General features: G+C 59.8%; 14 protein-coding genes, 2 tRNA genes and 1 pseudogene. 12 read left to right on the top strand and 5 right to left on the bottom strand.

Annotation, left to right across the window (positions count from 1 at the left end; translation table 11 throughout):
- Positions 1-232: 232 nt before the first annotated feature.
- The 5 genes from AC1D2P_RS27375 to AC1D2P_RS27355 all read left to right on the top strand — a co-directional run bounded on the left by AC1D2P_RS27375 (position 233) and on the right by AC1D2P_RS27355 (position 4,540).
- Positions 233-1,039 carry an alpha/beta fold hydrolase gene (locus AC1D2P_RS27375; RefSeq protein WP_046031641.1) on the top strand — a complete coding sequence of 269 codons (807 nt, stop codon included), beginning with the start codon at positions 233-235 and terminating at the stop codon, positions 1,037-1,039.
- Positions 1,036-1,890: an alpha/beta hydrolase gene (locus AC1D2P_RS27370; protein WP_477811689.1), complete on the top strand. Its 855-nt coding sequence runs from the start codon at positions 1,036-1,038 to the stop codon at positions 1,888-1,890. Before AC1D2P_RS27375 ends, AC1D2P_RS27370 begins: the two co-directional genes overlap by 4 nt.
- Positions 1,891-1,940: 50 nt before the next feature.
- Positions 1,941-2,600, top strand: a complete 660-nt coding sequence (locus AC1D2P_RS27365; RefSeq protein WP_109785187.1) for a glutathione S-transferase family protein — start codon at positions 1,941-1,943, stop codon at positions 2,598-2,600.
- Positions 2,601-2,608: 8 nt separating this feature from the next.
- Positions 2,609-3,415, top strand: coding sequence for a DUF4892 domain-containing protein (locus tag AC1D2P_RS27360; protein WP_109785269.1), 807 nt, complete (start codon positions 2,609-2,611; stop codon positions 3,413-3,415).
- A 69-nt stretch (positions 3,416-3,484) separates the two neighbouring features.
- The gene (locus AC1D2P_RS27355; protein ID WP_046031645.1) at positions 3,485-4,540 is read left to right on the top strand and encodes an AI-2E family transporter; all 1,056 of its coding nucleotides are present in this window, start codon (positions 3,485-3,487) and stop codon (positions 4,538-4,540) included.
- A gap of 60 nt (positions 4,541-4,600) precedes the next feature.
- Here the strand turns inward: AC1D2P_RS27355 and xopAW are convergent, their stop codons facing one another.
- From xopAW to AC1D2P_RS27340, 3 genes are all read right to left on the bottom strand, one after another.
- The gene (xopAW, locus tag AC1D2P_RS27350) at positions 4,601-5,455 is read right to left on the bottom strand and encodes a XopAW family type III secretion system calcium-binding effector (protein WP_477757814.1); all 855 of its coding nucleotides are present in this window, start codon (positions 5,453-5,455) and stop codon (positions 4,601-4,603) included.
- A gap of 221 nt (positions 5,456-5,676) precedes the next feature.
- Positions 5,677-6,729, bottom strand: a complete 1,053-nt coding sequence (locus tag AC1D2P_RS27345) for a sensor histidine kinase (RefSeq protein WP_477757813.1) — start codon at positions 6,727-6,729, stop codon at positions 5,677-5,679.
- Entirely contained in the window at positions 6,729-7,487 is a 759-nt protein-coding gene (locus AC1D2P_RS27340) for a response regulator (protein ID WP_046031648.1), read from the bottom strand. The genes AC1D2P_RS27345 and AC1D2P_RS27340 overlap by 1 nt, the downstream gene beginning before the upstream one ends.
- A 293-nt stretch (positions 7,488-7,780) precedes the next feature.
- Here AC1D2P_RS27340 and pyrF point away from each other — a divergent pair, with 293 nt between their 5' ends.
- The gene (gene pyrF / locus AC1D2P_RS27335; RefSeq protein WP_027924005.1) at positions 7,781-8,479 is read left to right on the top strand and encodes an orotidine-5'-phosphate decarboxylase; all 699 of its coding nucleotides are present in this window, start codon (positions 7,781-7,783) and stop codon (positions 8,477-8,479) included.
- Between the two features lie 132 nt (positions 8,480-8,611).
- Here the strand turns inward: pyrF and AC1D2P_RS27330 are convergent, their stop codons facing one another.
- Complete coding sequence (locus AC1D2P_RS27330) at positions 8,612-9,616, bottom strand: NADP-dependent oxidoreductase (protein WP_223522246.1); 1,005 nt, start codon at positions 9,614-9,616, stop codon at positions 8,612-8,614.
- Positions 9,617-9,852: 236 nt separating this feature from the next.
- On the opposite strand from AC1D2P_RS27330, the gene AC1D2P_RS27325 reads away from it, so the two are divergent.
- The 4 genes and pseudogenes from AC1D2P_RS27325 to AC1D2P_RS27310 all read left to right on the top strand — a co-directional run bounded on the left by AC1D2P_RS27325 (position 9,853) and on the right by AC1D2P_RS27310 (position 14,262).
- Positions 9,853-10,614 (top strand): SDR family oxidoreductase, encoded by a 762-nt coding sequence (locus AC1D2P_RS27325; RefSeq protein ID WP_477757812.1) that lies wholly within the window; start codon positions 9,853-9,855, stop codon positions 10,612-10,614.
- 183 nt (positions 10,615-10,797) lie between these two features.
- Entirely contained in the window at positions 10,798-12,189 is a 1,392-nt protein-coding gene (locus AC1D2P_RS27320) for an aminotransferase-like domain-containing protein (RefSeq protein WP_223522247.1), read from the top strand.
- A 108-nt stretch (positions 12,190-12,297) separates the two neighbouring features.
- A pseudogene (locus AC1D2P_RS27315) lies at positions 12,298-13,401 on the top strand (HAMP domain-containing protein); the annotation flags it as partial.
- On the top strand, positions 13,381-14,262 hold the full coding sequence (locus AC1D2P_RS27310) for a methyl-accepting chemotaxis protein (protein ID WP_408981004.1): 882 nt from the start codon (positions 13,381-13,383) through the stop codon (positions 14,260-14,262). The pseudogene AC1D2P_RS27315 and the gene AC1D2P_RS27310, both read left to right, overlap by 21 nt.
- 75 nt (positions 14,263-14,337) lie before the next feature.
- On the opposite strand, the gene AC1D2P_RS27305 is transcribed toward AC1D2P_RS27310, so the two are convergent.
- Positions 14,338-15,108, bottom strand: a complete 771-nt coding sequence (locus AC1D2P_RS27305; RefSeq protein WP_109785193.1) for a hypothetical protein — start codon at positions 15,106-15,108, stop codon at positions 14,338-14,340.
- A 378-nt stretch (positions 15,109-15,486) separates the two neighbouring features.
- Between AC1D2P_RS27305 and AC1D2P_RS27300 the strand changes: the two genes are divergently transcribed.
- Both AC1D2P_RS27300 and AC1D2P_RS27295 read left to right on the top strand, forming a co-directional pair.
- Positions 15,487-15,562, top strand: a tRNA-Glu gene (locus tag AC1D2P_RS27300).
- 2 nt (positions 15,563-15,564) lie between these two features.
- Positions 15,565-15,640 (top strand) — tRNA-Gly (locus AC1D2P_RS27295).
- The last annotated feature ends 12 nt before the right edge of the window (positions 15,641-15,652 follow it).

Here is a 15,652-nt window from a genome sequence, read left to right as displayed (position 1 = left end):
GTCGTCAGTTCGACCACCTCGGTTTACCTGAAATGTCGCGTTGGCTGGTTTGACGACTGCTGCGCAGCCGAACGCCGCCTCGCTGGGGCTCGACAGCTGCTACAGAGATATTCATTGTCGTTTCGGACATTGCGCTGACCGGACTGTCATCCTTCCTGTCACTTACAGTCATTGCTGTCAGCCGTCGTCTTACGGACAATCAACGCCTTGTCTCGCTCATGGATTTGCCGGTATGTCGCAACAGATATTTTTCGCCCACGCCAATGGCTTTCCTTCAGGGACCTACGGCAAGTTGTTCGCGGCGCTCGCGCCCGAGTACCAGGTGACGCATCTGGAGCAGCACGCTCATGACCCGCGTTTTCCGGCGGACGACAATTGGTACAACCTGGTGGACGAGCTGATCCATCACCTCAAGCAACAAGCAGAACCGGTGTGGGGCGTCGGCCATTCCTTCGGCGGTGTGCTGCACTTGCACGCGGCACTGCGTTGCCCAGAGTTGTATCGTGGCGTGGTGATGCTGGACTCTCCGGTCCTGACCCGCACCGATCAATGGGTCATCCGCGCCGCCAAGCGATTCGGTTTTATCGACCGCTTGACCCCGGCCGGTCGTACCTTGGGGCGTCGGGAAGAGTTTGCCGACCTGGAAAGCGCCCGCCGCTATTTCGCCGGTAAAACCCTGTTCCGCAGTTTTGATCCGGAATGTTTTGACGCCTACCTGCAACACGGTTTGCACAAGGTCGGCGATAAACTGCGCCTGCGCTTCGATCCTGCCACGGAAATCAGCATCTACCGTGGCGTGCCCCACACCAGCCCCGGTCGCACTCGGCAATTGAAAGTACCGCTGGCGGTGGTGCGCGGGCACAAGAGCCGTGTGGTGATGCGTCATCACGCCAGCTCCGTTGGGCGCATGCCGCAGGGTGAATCCCTGACCCTGCCTGGCGGCCACATGTTTCCGCTTGAACGTCCACACGACACGGCCACGTTGCTGAAAACCCTGTTCAGTCGCTGGGACGGTCGCCGCCAACAGGATTGCGCATGAGCAACGCCGTCGAAGAAGTCCGCCTGAGCCTGCCGCACATCGAGCTGGCGGCGCATTTGTTCGGTCCTGAAGACGGCCTGCCGGTCATTGCGTTGCATGGCTGGCTGGACAATGCCAACAGCTTTGCCCGACTCGCACCCAAGCTTAAAGGCCTGCGCATCATCGCCCTGGACATGGCCGGTCACGGTCATTCCGGGCATCGCCCGCCCGGTGCCGGCTACGCGATGTGGGACTACGCCCATGACGTGCTGCAAGTCGCCGAACAGCTGGGCCTCAAGCGTTTTGCGCTGATGGGGCACTCCATGGGGGCAATCGCTTCTTTGATCATTGCCGGATCGATGCCGGAGCGTGTCACGCACCTGGCCTTGATCGACGGCATCATTCCTCCTACAGACAAAGGCGAAAATGCTGCCGAGCGAATGGGCATGGCCCTGCAAGCGCAGCTGGACCTGCGGGAAAAACGCAAACCGGTCTACACCACCCAGGACCGTGCCATCGAAGCGCGCATGAAAGGCTTGGTGGCCGTCAGCCGAGAAGCCGCCGAGCTGCTGGCCCAGCGAGGTTTGATGCCGGTGCCGGGCGGTTACACCTGGCGCACCGATAACCGGCTGACGCTGCCTTCACCGTTGCGCCTGACTACCGAACAGGCCATGGCCTTTGTCCAGCGGGTCAGTTGCCCGGCAAAACTGGTGGTCGCAGCGGATGGCATGCTCGCCAAACATCCTGAATTGCTGGAGCGTCTACCCTTTAGCCGTGAACAGCTGCCAGGCGGTCATCATTTGYACCTGAATGACGAACCCGGCGCCGACCTTGTCGCAGACTGTTTCAATCGGTTCTTCGCCGTTCCTTGACTTGCGCCGGGCAACTGTCGAGGCTGGGCGGGTTGAAATGGGAGACAACCATGATAGATCTCTACACCGCTGCGACCCCGAATGGCCACAAGGTCTCTATCGTGCTGGAGGAACTCGGCCTGCCCTACACGGTGCAAACCCTGAGTTTCGACAAGAAGGAACAGAAGTCCGAAGACTTCCTCAAGATCAATCCCAATGGCCGGATTCCGGCCATTGTCGACCGCGGCAATGGCGATTTCGCCGTGTTCGAATCCGGCGCCATCCTGATTTACCTCGCTGAAATGACCGGGAAACTGATGCCTTCCGACCCGAAAGGGCGCTCGGTGGTGTTGCAGTGGCTGATGTTCCAGATGGGTGGGATCGGTCCGATGCAGGGGCAGGCCAACGTGTTTTTCCGCTACTTTCCGGAAAAACTCCAGGGCGCCATCGATCGTTATCAGCATGAAACCCGGCGCCTCTATGAGGTACTCGATACGCGCCTGCAAACCGAAGAGTTTCTGGCCGGCGAATACAGCATTGCCGATATTGCGACCTTCCCGTGGGTGCGTGGCTATGAGTGGTCAGGTGTTTCCGTGGACGGCCTGACGGCGTTGCAACGCTGGATGGCGACCATGGAGGCGCGTCCGGCGGTGCAGCGTGGGTTGCAAGTGCCCCAACGCTCCGATGAAGCCAGTGTCATCAAGGGTGCCCAGGCCATGCTGATCCGATGAGTCTGACCATGCGTTCACTCAGTCTGTTGGTGCTGTGCTGCATCAGTCCCTTATCGTTTGCCGCCGATGTCCCGGGCAGTCAGGACCTGCCGATCCTGCCGCGTATGGAAGATGCGCAGATTGTCGACTTTCGCCCTGCGGCCGAGCTGGAGCGGATCTACCCGTTGGGTTCGATCCGTAAAATCAGCGGTCAATTGCGTTTCGATGGTCAAGTCAGCGCTCGTGGCACGGCCACTTCGGTGACCTACGAATTACCACCGGAACATTCTTCAACCGAGGCTTTCACTGCCGCTCGAGAGGCATTGCAGAAGCAAGGCGCGCAACTGTTGTTCTGGTGCCAGTCTCGCGATTGCGGTGAAAGCAGCCTGTGGGCCAATGAGGTTTTCGGCAACGCCAAGCTGTATGGCGCCGACGATCAGCAGGCGTACTTGCTGTTGCGTCTGGCGGCCCCTCGGGACAATTCGTTGGTGGCGCTTTACAGCATCACTCGCGGCAATCGCAAAGCGTATTTGCACGTCGAACAGTTCGACGCCGCGGCGCCGCTGGGGGAATTGCTGCCGACGTCGGCCACGTTGCTGCGCGAGCTCAAAAACACCGGTGAGCTGGATTTCCTCACGCTGACCGCCGAGCCGGATGAAACCTGGCTGCGTCTGATCTCCCGTGGGTTGAACCTGGACACCACGTTGCGGGTCAGTGTCTCTGGGGCGAAAGCCGAAGCCTGGCGTCAGGCCCTGATCCAGCAGGGCGTGCGTGCGGCCCGACTGGAAACCGGCAACGTCGAAGGCTCTGGCCTGCACATCGAACTGTTGCGATAAGCTCTATCAGGCGAACGTGTCTTGCACGTTCGCCTATTCTTTTTGCGGACTGACTTTTTCGAGATTTAGATGATCAATAACGATCGACTGGTGGTGCAGATTCTGCTCCTGGTGTTGTTTGGCGCGAGCTTCTGGGTGATGGCGCCTTTCTGGTCGGCGATGTTCTGGGGCGCAGTGCTGGCGTTTGCCAGTTGGCCGCTGATGCGTTTGCTGACCCGTTGGCTCCATGGTCGCGAATCCCTGGCGGCCGCTTTGCTGACCCTCGGCTGGATGTTGCTGGTGGCGGTGCCGCTGGTCTGGCTGGGTTTCAACCTGGCAGATCATGTGCGAGATGCCACGGTGTTCATCAAGGATGTACAGGTTGATGGCCTGCCCGAAGCACCGGCGTGGCTGGGCGGTATTCCGCTGGTTGGCGCACGGCTGGTAGGAATCTGGAACAGTATCGACCAGCAGGGCGCGGCGATGATGGCCTCGCTGAAACCTTATGTCGGGCAGATGGGCAACTGGTTGCTGGCGCGCAGTGCGCAGATTGGCGGCGGGATTCTCGAACTGACGCTGAGCATTGTCTTCGTGTTCTTTTTCTACCGTGACGGCCCCCGGTTGGCGGTATTTGTACACGGGTTGCTGGAGCGGTTGATCGGCCACCGTGCCGGGTACTACATCGAACTGGTGGCCGGTACGGTACAACGAGTCGTCAATGGCGTGATCGGGACGGCGGCAGCGCAGGCCGTGCTGGCCCTGATCGGCTTCCTGATTGCCGGTGTGCCCGGGGCTCTGGTACTGGGTATTGTGACGTTCCTGTTGAGCCTGATCCCGATGGGGCCACCGCTGGTGTGGATCCCGGCCACGGCCTGGCTGGCCTGGAAGGGTGAGTACGGGATGGCGATATTCCTCGGTATTTGGGGCACGTTCATCATCAGCGGCGTCGACAACGTACTCAAGCCGTACCTGATCAGCCGGGGCGGAAACTTGCCGTTGGTGATCGTTCTGCTGGGCGTGTTTGGCGGGTTGATTGCGTTTGGCTTTATCGGTCTGTTCATCGGCCCGACATTGTTGGCCGTGGCCTACAGCTTGCTGACCGATTGGAGCAAGGGACCGACGCGGCTGGAAGATCCCCGGCTCTGAGTGATGATTGCGCCATGACAAAAAGCCCACTGGACCTGCGAAGGTCAGTGGGCTTTTTGCTTAGGTCGCGACGTTCAGGTACTTGCCCACCGTTGCCACATTATCGAGCGAGTACTGCTTGCTCAAGTTGGCAATCATCTTGTTCAACGCTTCGTTGACATTGAACTGATCGGTGGAGCTGTCGCTGTTTTGTTCTCGGCCGGCTTGCAGGGCTGCTTTCAGCTCATCGCTGCTGACACCGCCGCTGCTATCTCTGTCCAGAACCTTGAGCAACGCGGCGCTGGTGTCCGTGCTGGTCGATGACGTGCTGTCGCTCGCCTGCAACGCGTTGCTCAATTCGGTGGCGGTCACGCTGCCATCGCTGTCCGAATCCAGTTGGCTGAACAGTTCCTCGCTGGACACCTGTTGTGGCGGCGGTGGCGGTGGGGTCAGGCTGGCGGCGAGTTCGTCCTTGCTGACGGTGCCGTCCTGGTTCTTGTCCAGGGCCGAAAAAATTTCTTTGCTGTCGGCACTGCTGCCGGCGCTGGTCAGGCCGGTGCTCAGCTCGTCGTTGCTGATGGCGCCGTCACCGTCGGTGTCCAGGGCGCTGATCAGCGCATCGGCCAGTTCCGTGCTCGGAGGTTGATCATGCGGCGGAGGTGGCGGTGACGCCATCGCGGCCATTTCTTCGCTGCTCAAGTTGCCGCTGCTGTCGCTGTCGAGGTCGGCGAAGTTTTTGCTCAGGCTGACCAACAGACCGTCATCGGTTTTTTGTGACAAGGCACTGTTCAGCTCGTCCTGATCCACCGCACCGTCGCTGTTGCTGTCGAGCTTGGCGAGCAGTTCTTTCTGGAACTGCTGGCTGCGGGCGCTGTTGGTCGTGGTGCTGCTGGTGCTGCCGGTATAGCTGGTGTAGTTGCTGACGCTACCAATCATTGTGCTCACTCCCTGGAATGGAAAACCGGTGGGTGCACCGGCTTATGCAGCCTCAAGGGGCAAGGTGTCGTGGGTATGTGGGGTTTGTACCGGTCAGTACACAGATCGCCTTTGTAGCAGCTGGCGAAGCCTGCGTCCGGCTGCGCAGCAGCCGCCAGATCATTCACCGCGGTGTTTCGGTAGACGACTGCTGCGCAGCCGGACGCAGGCTTCGCCAGCTGCTACAGGGATCTCGGCAACTCAATGACTGCGGTCAAACCACCGCCCTGAGTTTCTTCCAGGCTCAATTGTCCACCCAGCCGTTCGGAGGCCTCGCGGGCGATGGTCATGCCCAGGCCTACACCCCCAGAGTTGCGGTTGCGTGAACCTTCCAGGCGAAAGAATGGCTCGAACACGGCTTCACGTTTGTCTGCCGCAATGCCCGGACCGTGATCAATCACTCGGATCACCAGGGTTTCGCGGCTGTCTTCGAGTTTGATCAATGCCTGCCCGGCATAGCGCAACGCGTTATCCAGCAAGTTGTTGATGCAAGAACGCAAGGCCATCGGTTGTACGTGCAGCGGGGCGCAGTGACCACTGGCCTGAACATCGGCGCCCTGGTCCTGGGCGTTTTCGCACAGGGACTCCACCAACGCTTGCACGTCCATCCATTGCAACGCCTCGCTGGTGCGCTGTTCGTGCAAGTAAGTCAGGGTGGCGTCGAGCATGTTGATCATGTCGTCCAGATCCTGACGCATCTGACCTTGCAGTTTTTCGTCGTCGATCTGTTCCAGGCGCAATTTGAGCCGCGACAGTGGGGTGCGCAGGTCATGGGACACCGCGCCCAGCATCCGCGAACGCTGCTGCACCTGTTCGATAATGCGTTTCTGCATCAGGTTAAAGGTGTAGGCCGCTTGCCGCGCTTCCCGTGGTCCCGATTCATCGAGTGGCGTGCTGTCGAGGTTTTCGCTCAAGCGCTCGGCGGCATCGCTCAGGCGCTGGATTGGCCGGCTCAGCAGTTTGGCGCCGTACCAGGCCGCAATGATCAGCGAAATCAATTGAAAGGTCAGCGGCACTAACGGTCCGCCGAACCACGGCCGAGGCGGCCGGGTTTCAAAGCGTGGGTCCATCGGCGGGCGTTTCCCGTCAACGCTTTCGGAAAACTCCGGCGGCGGTGGCGGAGGAGGTGGGCCGTAGTGGTGAAACCAGGCAAACGCCAGCAAGTGCGCGAGGACGATCGCCAGCAACAGCACACCGAACAGGCGGCCGAACAGCGTATCGAAGCGCGCACGCATCAGCCGATGTCTCTCGCGTCGAACAGATAGCCCTCGCCGCGAACGGTCTTGATCAGTTGTGGCGCTTTGGGGTCATCACCGAGTTTCTGGCGCAGGCGCGAGACCAGCAGGTCGATGCTGCGATCAAAGGCCTCAATCGAGCGACCGCGAGCGGCGTCCAGCAATTGCTCACGACTGAGCACCCGGCGCGGACGTTCGATGAACACCCAGAGCAGGCGGAACTCGGCGTTGGACAGTGGGACCACCAGGCCGTTGTCGGCAATCAACTGTCGCAACACGCTGTTCAGGCGCCAATTGTCGAAGCGAATGTTCGCACGCTGTTCGGTGCGATCATCGCGCACTCGACGCAGAATGGTCTGAATCCTGGCCACCAGTTCACGGGGCTCGAACGGCTTGGCCATGTAATCGTCGGCGCCCAGCTCCAGGCCGATGATCCGGTCGGTCGGTTCGCAGCGCGCAGTGAGCATCAGGATCGGAATGTCCGATTCGGCACGCAGCCAGCGGCACAATGACAAACCGTCTTCACCGGGCAGCATCAAGTCGAGCACCACCACATCGAAATGCTCGGCTTGCAGCGCCAGGCGCATCTCGGTGCCGTCGGTGACGCCGCTGGCGTGGATATTGAACCGGGCGAGGTAGTCGATCATCAGTTCGCGAATCGGGACGTCATCGTCGACGATCAGGGCGCGAATGCTCCAGCGCTTGTCGTCGCCGGGCGCTTTTTGATCGTCCTTCAAAGGGGCTTGGGAGTTGTGCATGCGTGCGTTCATCTGCCAGAGAGGCTGCCAACCACAAAGATGGGCTGCGAGGTTGTGGCTTCAGCATAGGCGTCCGGCCCGGAGGCGGGAAGTGCTGTAAGGACGTGTTGCGGCTGCCGAGGGTAGTGATGAACGATGTTGTGGACGTGTCGGGAGTGTATCGGGCTCGACACAATTGGCCAAAGGACTAGTCTTGCCTGAGCGGCGATGACGAATTACCGATCATCGGGTCCCGCAGCGTCGCTGGTTCCGCTACAATGCGCGCCGATTTCGTCCTGCCTGAGAGCCCGCACATGTCCGTCTGCCAGACTCCTATCATCGTCGCCCTGGATTTCCCCACCCGTGACGCCGCACTGAAGCTGGCCGATCAGTTGGACCCGAAACTGTGCCGGGTAAAAGTCGGCAAGGAACTGTTCACCAGTTGCGCGTCGGAAATCGTCGGCACCCTGCGTGACAAGGGCTTCGAAGTGTTCCTCGACCTCAAGTTCCACGATATCCCGAACACCACTGCCATGGCCGTCAAAGCCGCTGCGGAAATGGGTGTGTGGATGGTCAACGTTCACTGCTCCGGCGGTCTGCGCATGATGGCGGCCTGCCGTGAGGTGCTGGATCAGCGTACCGGGCCGAAGCCGTTGTTGATCGGCGTGACCGTGCTGACCAGCATGGAACGTGAAGACCTGGCGGGTATCGGTCTGGACATCGAGCCGCAAGAGCAGGTGCTACGCCTGGCCGCCCTGGCGGAAAAAGCCGGGATGGACGGTCTGGTGTGCTCCGCGCTGGAAGCCCAGGCCTTGAAGTCGGCTCACCCGTCGTTGCAACTGGTGACGCCAGGTATTCGTCCAGCGGGCAGCGCCCAAGACGATCAACGCCGCATCCTGACCCCGCGCCAGGCGCTGGACGCCGGTTCCGATTATCTGGTGATTGGCCGTCCGATCAGCCAGGCGGCAGATCCAGCCAAGGCACTCGCCGCCGTAGTCGCCGAACTCGCCTGACCACCGCTACCCCTGTGGGAGCGAGCTTGCTCGCGATGAGGGCCTGTCAGTCGACATATTCGTTGTCTGATACGCCGCAATCGCGAGCAAGCTCGCTCCCACATTGGTTTTGGGGTTGCTGAAAGTTTTGGGTTAAACCTTCAACACCAACTTCCCGAAGTTCTCGCCGCTGAACAATTTCATCAGCGTTTCCGGGAATGTCTCCAGTCCTTCGACAATGTCTTCCTTGCTCTTGAGTTGCCCCTTGATCATCCAGCCGGCCATTTCCTGCCCGGCGGCGGCGAACTGGGCGGCGTAGTCCATCACCACAAAACCTTCCATGCGCGCGCGGTTGACCAGCAGCGAGAGGTAGTTGGCCGGGCCCTTGACCGCTTCCTTGTTGTTGTATTGGCTGATCGCGCCGCAAATCACTACGCGGGCCTTCATGTTCAGTCGGCTCAGCACCGCGTCGAGAATGTCGCCACCGACGTTATCGAAATACACGTCGACCCCTTTCGGGCACTCGCGCTTGAGGCCGGCGATGACGTCTTCGTTTTTGTAGTCGATGGCGCCATCAAAACCCAATTCATCGATCAGGAACTGGCACTTGTCCGCGCCGCCGGCAATCCCGACCACGCGGCAGCCTTTGATCTTGGCGATCTGTCCGGCAATGCTGCCCACCGCGCCGGCAGCGCCCGACAGCACCACCGTGTCACCGGCCTTCGGCGCGCCGACATCGAGCAGGGCGAAGTAGGCGGTCATCCCGGTCATGCCAAGGGCGGACAAATAGCGCGGCAATGGCGCCAGTTTCGGATCAACTTTGTAGAAACCTCGTGGTTCGCCGAGGAAGTAATCCTGCACGCCGAGGGCACCGTTGACGTAGTCTCCGACCGCGAACCCCGGATTGTTCGAGGCAATGACTTGGCCTACACCCAATGCGCGCATGACTTCGCCCAAACCCACCGGCGGGATGTAGGACTTGCCCTCATTCATCCAGCCACGCATGGCCGGGTCCAGGGACAGGTATTCGTTTTTAACCAGAATCTGCCCCGACGCCGGCTCGCCGACCGGTACTTCCTGATAGGTAAAAGTCTCGCGGGTGGCCGCGCCCACGGGACGTTTGGCGAGCAGGAACTGGCGATTGGTCTGGGTAGTCATGACAGGCACTCAAGATGAATGAAGCCTTGTTGATAGCCCTTCATGATCAATGCCGCAAGTCTGGCTGATGCGGCGAATGCACCTCGATCCAGTGCAGTGATAGTCGGGGTCGGCGTTCTATCACTGTCACTCATGGGTACCCAACCGGCCACTTGATAGTGCTGCCGTGGCGCAGCCCTCTGTGGCTAGACTGAAATCAGGCAATCCCCCGTATTCTTCTCTTCGAGGACATAACAATGAGCATGACGTTTTCCGGCCAGGTGGCAGTGGTGGCAGGCGCGGCGGCCGGTATTGGCCGTGCGACCGCCCAGGCGTTCGCCGCCGAAGGGCTGAAGGTCGTGGTCGCCGATCTGGACACCGCGGGTGGCGAAGGCACCGTGGCGCTGATTCGTGCAGCGGGCGGCGAAGCGACCTTCGTGCGTTGCAACGTGACGCTGGAAAGCGATGTAAAACATCTGATGGACGAAGTGGTAAACACCTACGGGCGGCTGGACTATGCCTTCAACAACGCCGGCATCGAGATCGAGAAAGGCAAGCTCGCCGAAGGCACGCTGGATGAGTTCGACGCGATCATGGGCGTCAACGTCAAAGGCGTCTGGCTCTGCATGAAATATCAACTGCCGCTGTTGTTGGCCCAGGGCGGCGGTGCCATCGTCAACACCGCTTCGGTGGCGGGCCTGGGGGCTGCACCGAAGATGAGCATTTACGCGGCGTCCAAACATGCGGTGATCGGCCTGACCAAGTCAGCGGCCATCGAATATGCCAAGAAAAAGATTCGCGTGAATGCGGTATGCCCGGCGGTGATCGACACCGACATGTTCCGTCGTGCGTATGAGGCGGACCCGAAGAAGGGTGAGTTTGCCAACGCGATGCACCCGGTGGGTCGCATCGGCAAGGTGGAAGAGATCGCCAGCGCGGTGTTGTATCTGTGCAGCGACGGTGCCGCGTTCACCACCGGCCATTCGCTGGCCGTGGATGGTGGCGTTACAGCGTTCTGAAGTCAGGCACTTCACGTAGGAAAAAACCCGCATTTATGCGGGTTTTTTTACAGTTCCGTGATGGTGCCGGGCAATGTGTTTCAAAGGGTTAGAACCGAGGGTTTTAGCGGCGTTGTCGCACATCCCCATCGACGCTCCTGTGCTTAACTGTTTCCCGCAAAACAGACAGGAGTTTGCTTGCTCATGGAGTTGAGAATCGATCGACAGGCATTGGTGCCGGTCGTGCAGCAAATCGTCGACGCGCTGGCCGATTGGCTGCGTCAGGGCGACGTGTTGCCGGGAACGCGTCTGCCGTCCGCACGGCAAATCGCGCGGGTCAATCTGCTCAGTCAATCCTGCGTCGTCGAAGCCTGCGAGCGTCTGGTGGCGCAAGGTGTGCTGGCGCCGCGTCAGGGCACCGGTTTCGTTGTTGCCCTTCCAGCATCAATCGCGCAGAAGCGACAGGATGGCCATTGGTTCGAAGGGGCGGACGTGACGCAGGGTGACGTCACGGGCGCACTCAAGCTGGGCTGTGGCTGCCTGCCGGAAAGATGGCGTGAAACCGACGATTTGAGCTACGCCATTCGCCAGGTGAGCCGCACCGACATGGCCGCTTTGTTCAACTACAGCACCCCCCTGGGGTTGCCTGCCTTGCGTGAGCAGATCCGCAAGCGTCTGCATCTATTCGACATCAACGTGGACGATCGACGGATTATGACCACGGCAGGGGCGACCCATGGGCTCGATCTGATCATGCGCACGTTGCTCAAGGCCGGCGACTGCGTGGTGGTCGAAAGCCCGGGGTATTCGTTGTTATTCGATCTGCTCAGGCTGAACGGCGTGACGATGATCGAGGTACCGCGTACCCCGCGCGGGCCTGACACGCAGGCGCTTGAAGCACTATTGCGCAAGCACAAGCCTCGTGCGCTGTTTATCCATAGTTTCTGCCACAACCCGACGGGCAGTAGTCTCACGGCACTGGTGGCACAGCAGGTGCTGCAACTGACCAAAGCCCATGGCATGTTGCTGATCGAGGATGACGTCCATGCCGATTTGCACAGCGGCCCAGGCACGCGCCTCGCGGCACTGGGGATTGACGACAATGTGATCTACCTCGGCAGCTACTCCAAAACCCTCAGCAGTTCATTGCGCATCGGCTTCATTGTGGCCAGTGACGCGGTTGTGTCACGACTGGCCCAGGTCAAGATGACCAGCAGCATGGGCGCCTCGATGTTCTGTGAGGCGGTGTTGGCTAGCCTGTTGGCCAGCGGCGCCTATCGCAAGTTGGTGCAGCGTCAGCGCCAACGATTGCACGCCGACAGAGAGGCCGCCTTGCAAGTGCTCGAAGACGCCGACTGGGAGGTTTTCGGCAAACCGGTGGGAGGGCTTTTCATCTGGGCGCGATCACGGTTGTCCAACTACGCTCAGGTGCGCACACAGGCCCGGCGCTTTGGTGTGTTGCTGTCTTCTGCCACAGCATTCAGTCCCGACGGTGAGGCCACGGACTGGCAGCGCATCAACGTGGCTTACGCCTGTGATCCTCGTGCCCGGGCATTCTTTCAGGCCACTGCTTTGAATCGACCTCAAGCGTTCTGAAAACGACGCAGGCGTAGCTTTTTGCCATTATTCCGACGCCAGAGACTTGTGCTGGCGTATGCCCGTTGCGAATCTGCGTCAACAGACTATGTCAGGGGACTAAGTGCAATGATTTCGGCCGTGCAAGGACGTTTTGCCAACCTCGGTATGGCAAAAAAAATGGGTGTGGGATTTGTACTGGTACTGCTGCTGACAGCATTGGTCGCTGCCATCGGTGTATGGTCCCTGCAAACCATCAGTCATCGCTTCGACGGACTCAAGCAGATGTCGTCGCTCAATAGCGGTTTGCTCAAGGTGCGACTGCTTGAGCAGGAGTACGCCTTGCATGGCAACCCGAAAACCGCCGATGCCCTGCACGAGGGCGTTGATGGCCTGATTGCTCTGGCGACCCAGCTCAAGGCTGCATCGGCCGCCAACGTACCGGTGATGAATGACGTCGAACAGTCGCTGGGCGCTTATCGAAAGGCGTTCGATGAGTTCGTCTCTCTGAGTCAGGCCAAGGACCTGGCACTGGAAATGGCCAGTTGGTCGGTGTCCAGCGTGGCCAATAACCTTGATGTGTTGCAATCCGGTCTGGCCGATGACGGCGCCTATACCTTGAAGCAATCCGAAGGCAAGGACGGTGGGCAGTTCATCGAGCAGGCCAGCCAGGTCAGCCAGGTCTCGCGATTGATGTTGCAGGCGATGAACGAAGCGCGCGTGCGTCTGGACCAGAGCCGCAAGGGCGACGACAGCGCAGGCCAGGGCAAGATCGAACAGGCGGATCAAGCGCTGACCCAGGCCGAGCAGCTGAAAACCACGGTCAAGGACGAGGGCTATCAGACGGTCCTTAATGAGGTGACAGGCCACATTAGTAGTTTCAGCGAAAAACTGACGGAGTACACCGGCCTGTTGGCCCAGGAAAAAACCGTCTACGAACAACTGCATCAGCGCGCCGCGCAAGTGGTGGAGCGGGTCGATCTGGCCTATGTTGCCGAAGATCTGTCGATGCAGGCCGAACTGAAAAAGAACTCGTTGTTGATCCTCGGTTCCTCGGCCCTGGCGTTGCTGGTTGGCCTGGTGGCCGCGTGGGTGATTACCCGGTTGATCGTGGCGCCGTTGCGCAGTGTGATCCGTGTCGCCCAGCAGATCGCTGCGGGTGATTTGAGTGCGACTGTTGAAGTGACCCGCCGTGACGAGATCGGCCAGTTGATGCAGGCGATGCAGCAGATGGGCGCCGGGCTCAGCCGTATTGTCAGTGGCTTGCAGGCCGGTATCGAGCAATTGGCGAGTTCAGCGCATTCACTGTCGGCGGTGACCGAACAGACCAACCTGGAAGTCAGCAGTCAGAAAGAAGAAACCGAGCAGGTCGCCACCGCGATGAACCAGATGACGGCGACGGTGCACGACGTTGCGCGCAACGCCGAGGAGGCCGCACAGGCTGCACAGACGGCGGATGGCAAGGTTGAAAGTGGTCAGCATGTGGTGCGCCAGAGCATGGCGCGTATCGAGCAGTTGGCGGATTCCGCGACTTCGGCCAGTTCCAGCATCGAAAGCCTGAGCGCAGAGATCCAGAACATCGGCACGGTGCTCAGCGTGATCAAAAGTGTCGCCGAGCAGACCAACCTGTTGGCGCTCAACGCGGCGATCGAGGCCGCACGGGCGGGTGAGCAGGGCAGGGGCTTTGCCGTGGTGGCCGATGAAGTTCGGGCGCTGGCCAAGCGTACCCAGCAATCGACCGAGGAGATCGAGCGGCTGGTCAGTGCCCTGCGCTCGGCCGCTCAGTCATCGGTGCAGCAGATTCAGAACAGCGGCGAACTGGTGAAGTTGGCGGTCAGTGATGCGTTGCAGACCGAAAGTGCACTGGGAAGTATTGCCGCTGCAGTCTCGTTGATTCAGCAGATGAACCAGCAGATTGCCGCGGCAGCCGAGGAGCAAAGCTCGGTGGCCGAGGAGATCAATCGCAGTGTCACGAGTATTCGTGCCAGCGCAGATCAGTCGTCGCTGGCGATGCAAGGCAACGCAGCGTCGAGTATTGAGCTGGCTCAATTGGGGCTTGAGCTGAAAGGGATGGTGGGGCACTTCCGGCTCTGAAGGTTCTCCCGGTCACCCATCAAACACAGTCCAAAAAAAAGCCACCTTCTCAGGTGGCTTTTGTGTTTTTGCTGATCAGTCGTAGATCACTCTCTTCTTCCAGTCGGCATCGGCGTCGACTTGTTTGAGGCCGGTGTTCAGCTGGTTTGCCTCGCTCTCAACGGCTGCGATGTTGTCCATCACCAAGGCGTTGGCGCGAGCCAGGAGTTTCTCCAGGTACTCAAGCTGCTCGGCATAGGCCTGCGGATCCTGCTGTTTGCGCAGGTATTGCACGCCGCGTTCGAACGCCAGGCGCGCCTGACCTGGCTGGTTTTGTTGCAAGCAATGCTGCCCGAGGTTGTTGAAGAACTCGATGTGCAGCAGCACCAGGATATGACGGACTTCGCGGATCCAGCGCTTGGCTTCGTTGGGTGGCAGGAAGCCGTCTTGTGCTGCGCGGGTGATCTGGCCATGCAGGGCTTCGAGCAGGAAACGTACGTCCTTGGCCTTGGCTTCGGTCTGGATGGGTGACGGCGGGTTGTTGATCGGGATCGATTCACCTTGGCCAGCCAGTGCTTCAAGCTCGGTAATCCGCGCCCTGAGGTTGGCGCTGGTTTTTTCCAGGTTGAGCAGGCGTTGGCAGACGTTGAGCTCCAGGCGGGTCAACAGCAGCTTGAGCGCAGGTGTCATCAACTGACCGGGGAAGGTCTCGGTGATTTCGCCGCAGCGGCGCAGGCGGTCGTTGAGTTCAACCTTGGTGCGGGCCTTTTCCAGCTTGTTGTTTTCCACCACATGGTTCATGTAGCCAATGGCGATCAATAGTGCGATCCCGGCTACAACTAGCAGGGTGATCATGAGTGGTGTCACCGGTAAGACCTCTTTATAGGGTTTGCGTTCGAGTGTAGTGGCTTGCCATTGGGGCGCATAGGCCACTCGACGACTTGAATCAGCTATGGCCATAAATGTATCGGCCGTTGTTCTGCTTATATAAATGGTGGCGAAGATGTTTCAGATTGCCATCATCTTGATGGCGTGGACTATAGCGTCTTGAAGGAGACCGGAATATAGGCGTCGGAGCCCAGGCTGCGCAAAAGCCCGAAACGCGTCTGAAAGCAGGGCGAAGTCATTGATTTAAATAAATTTATATCTGGGGGTTGACGACCCCTCAATCCATCCATAGAATGCGCGCCACTTACAGCGTAAAGCACACAGCGAAACGCGGTAGGGAGTGAATGTTGTACGTGTGTCCCCTTCGTCTAGTGGCCTAGGACACCGCCCTTTCACGGCGGTAACAGGGGTTCGAGTCCCCTAGGGGACGCCAATGCGGGAATAGCTCAGTTGGTAGAGCACGACCTTGCCAAGGTCGGGGTCGCGAGTTCGAGTCTCGTTTCCCGCTCCATTTTTAAGCAGC

This window comes from Pseudomonas sp. P1_F1_2 (assembly GCF_056405815.1).
This window is presented reverse-complemented; position numbering and strand designations above follow the sequence as displayed.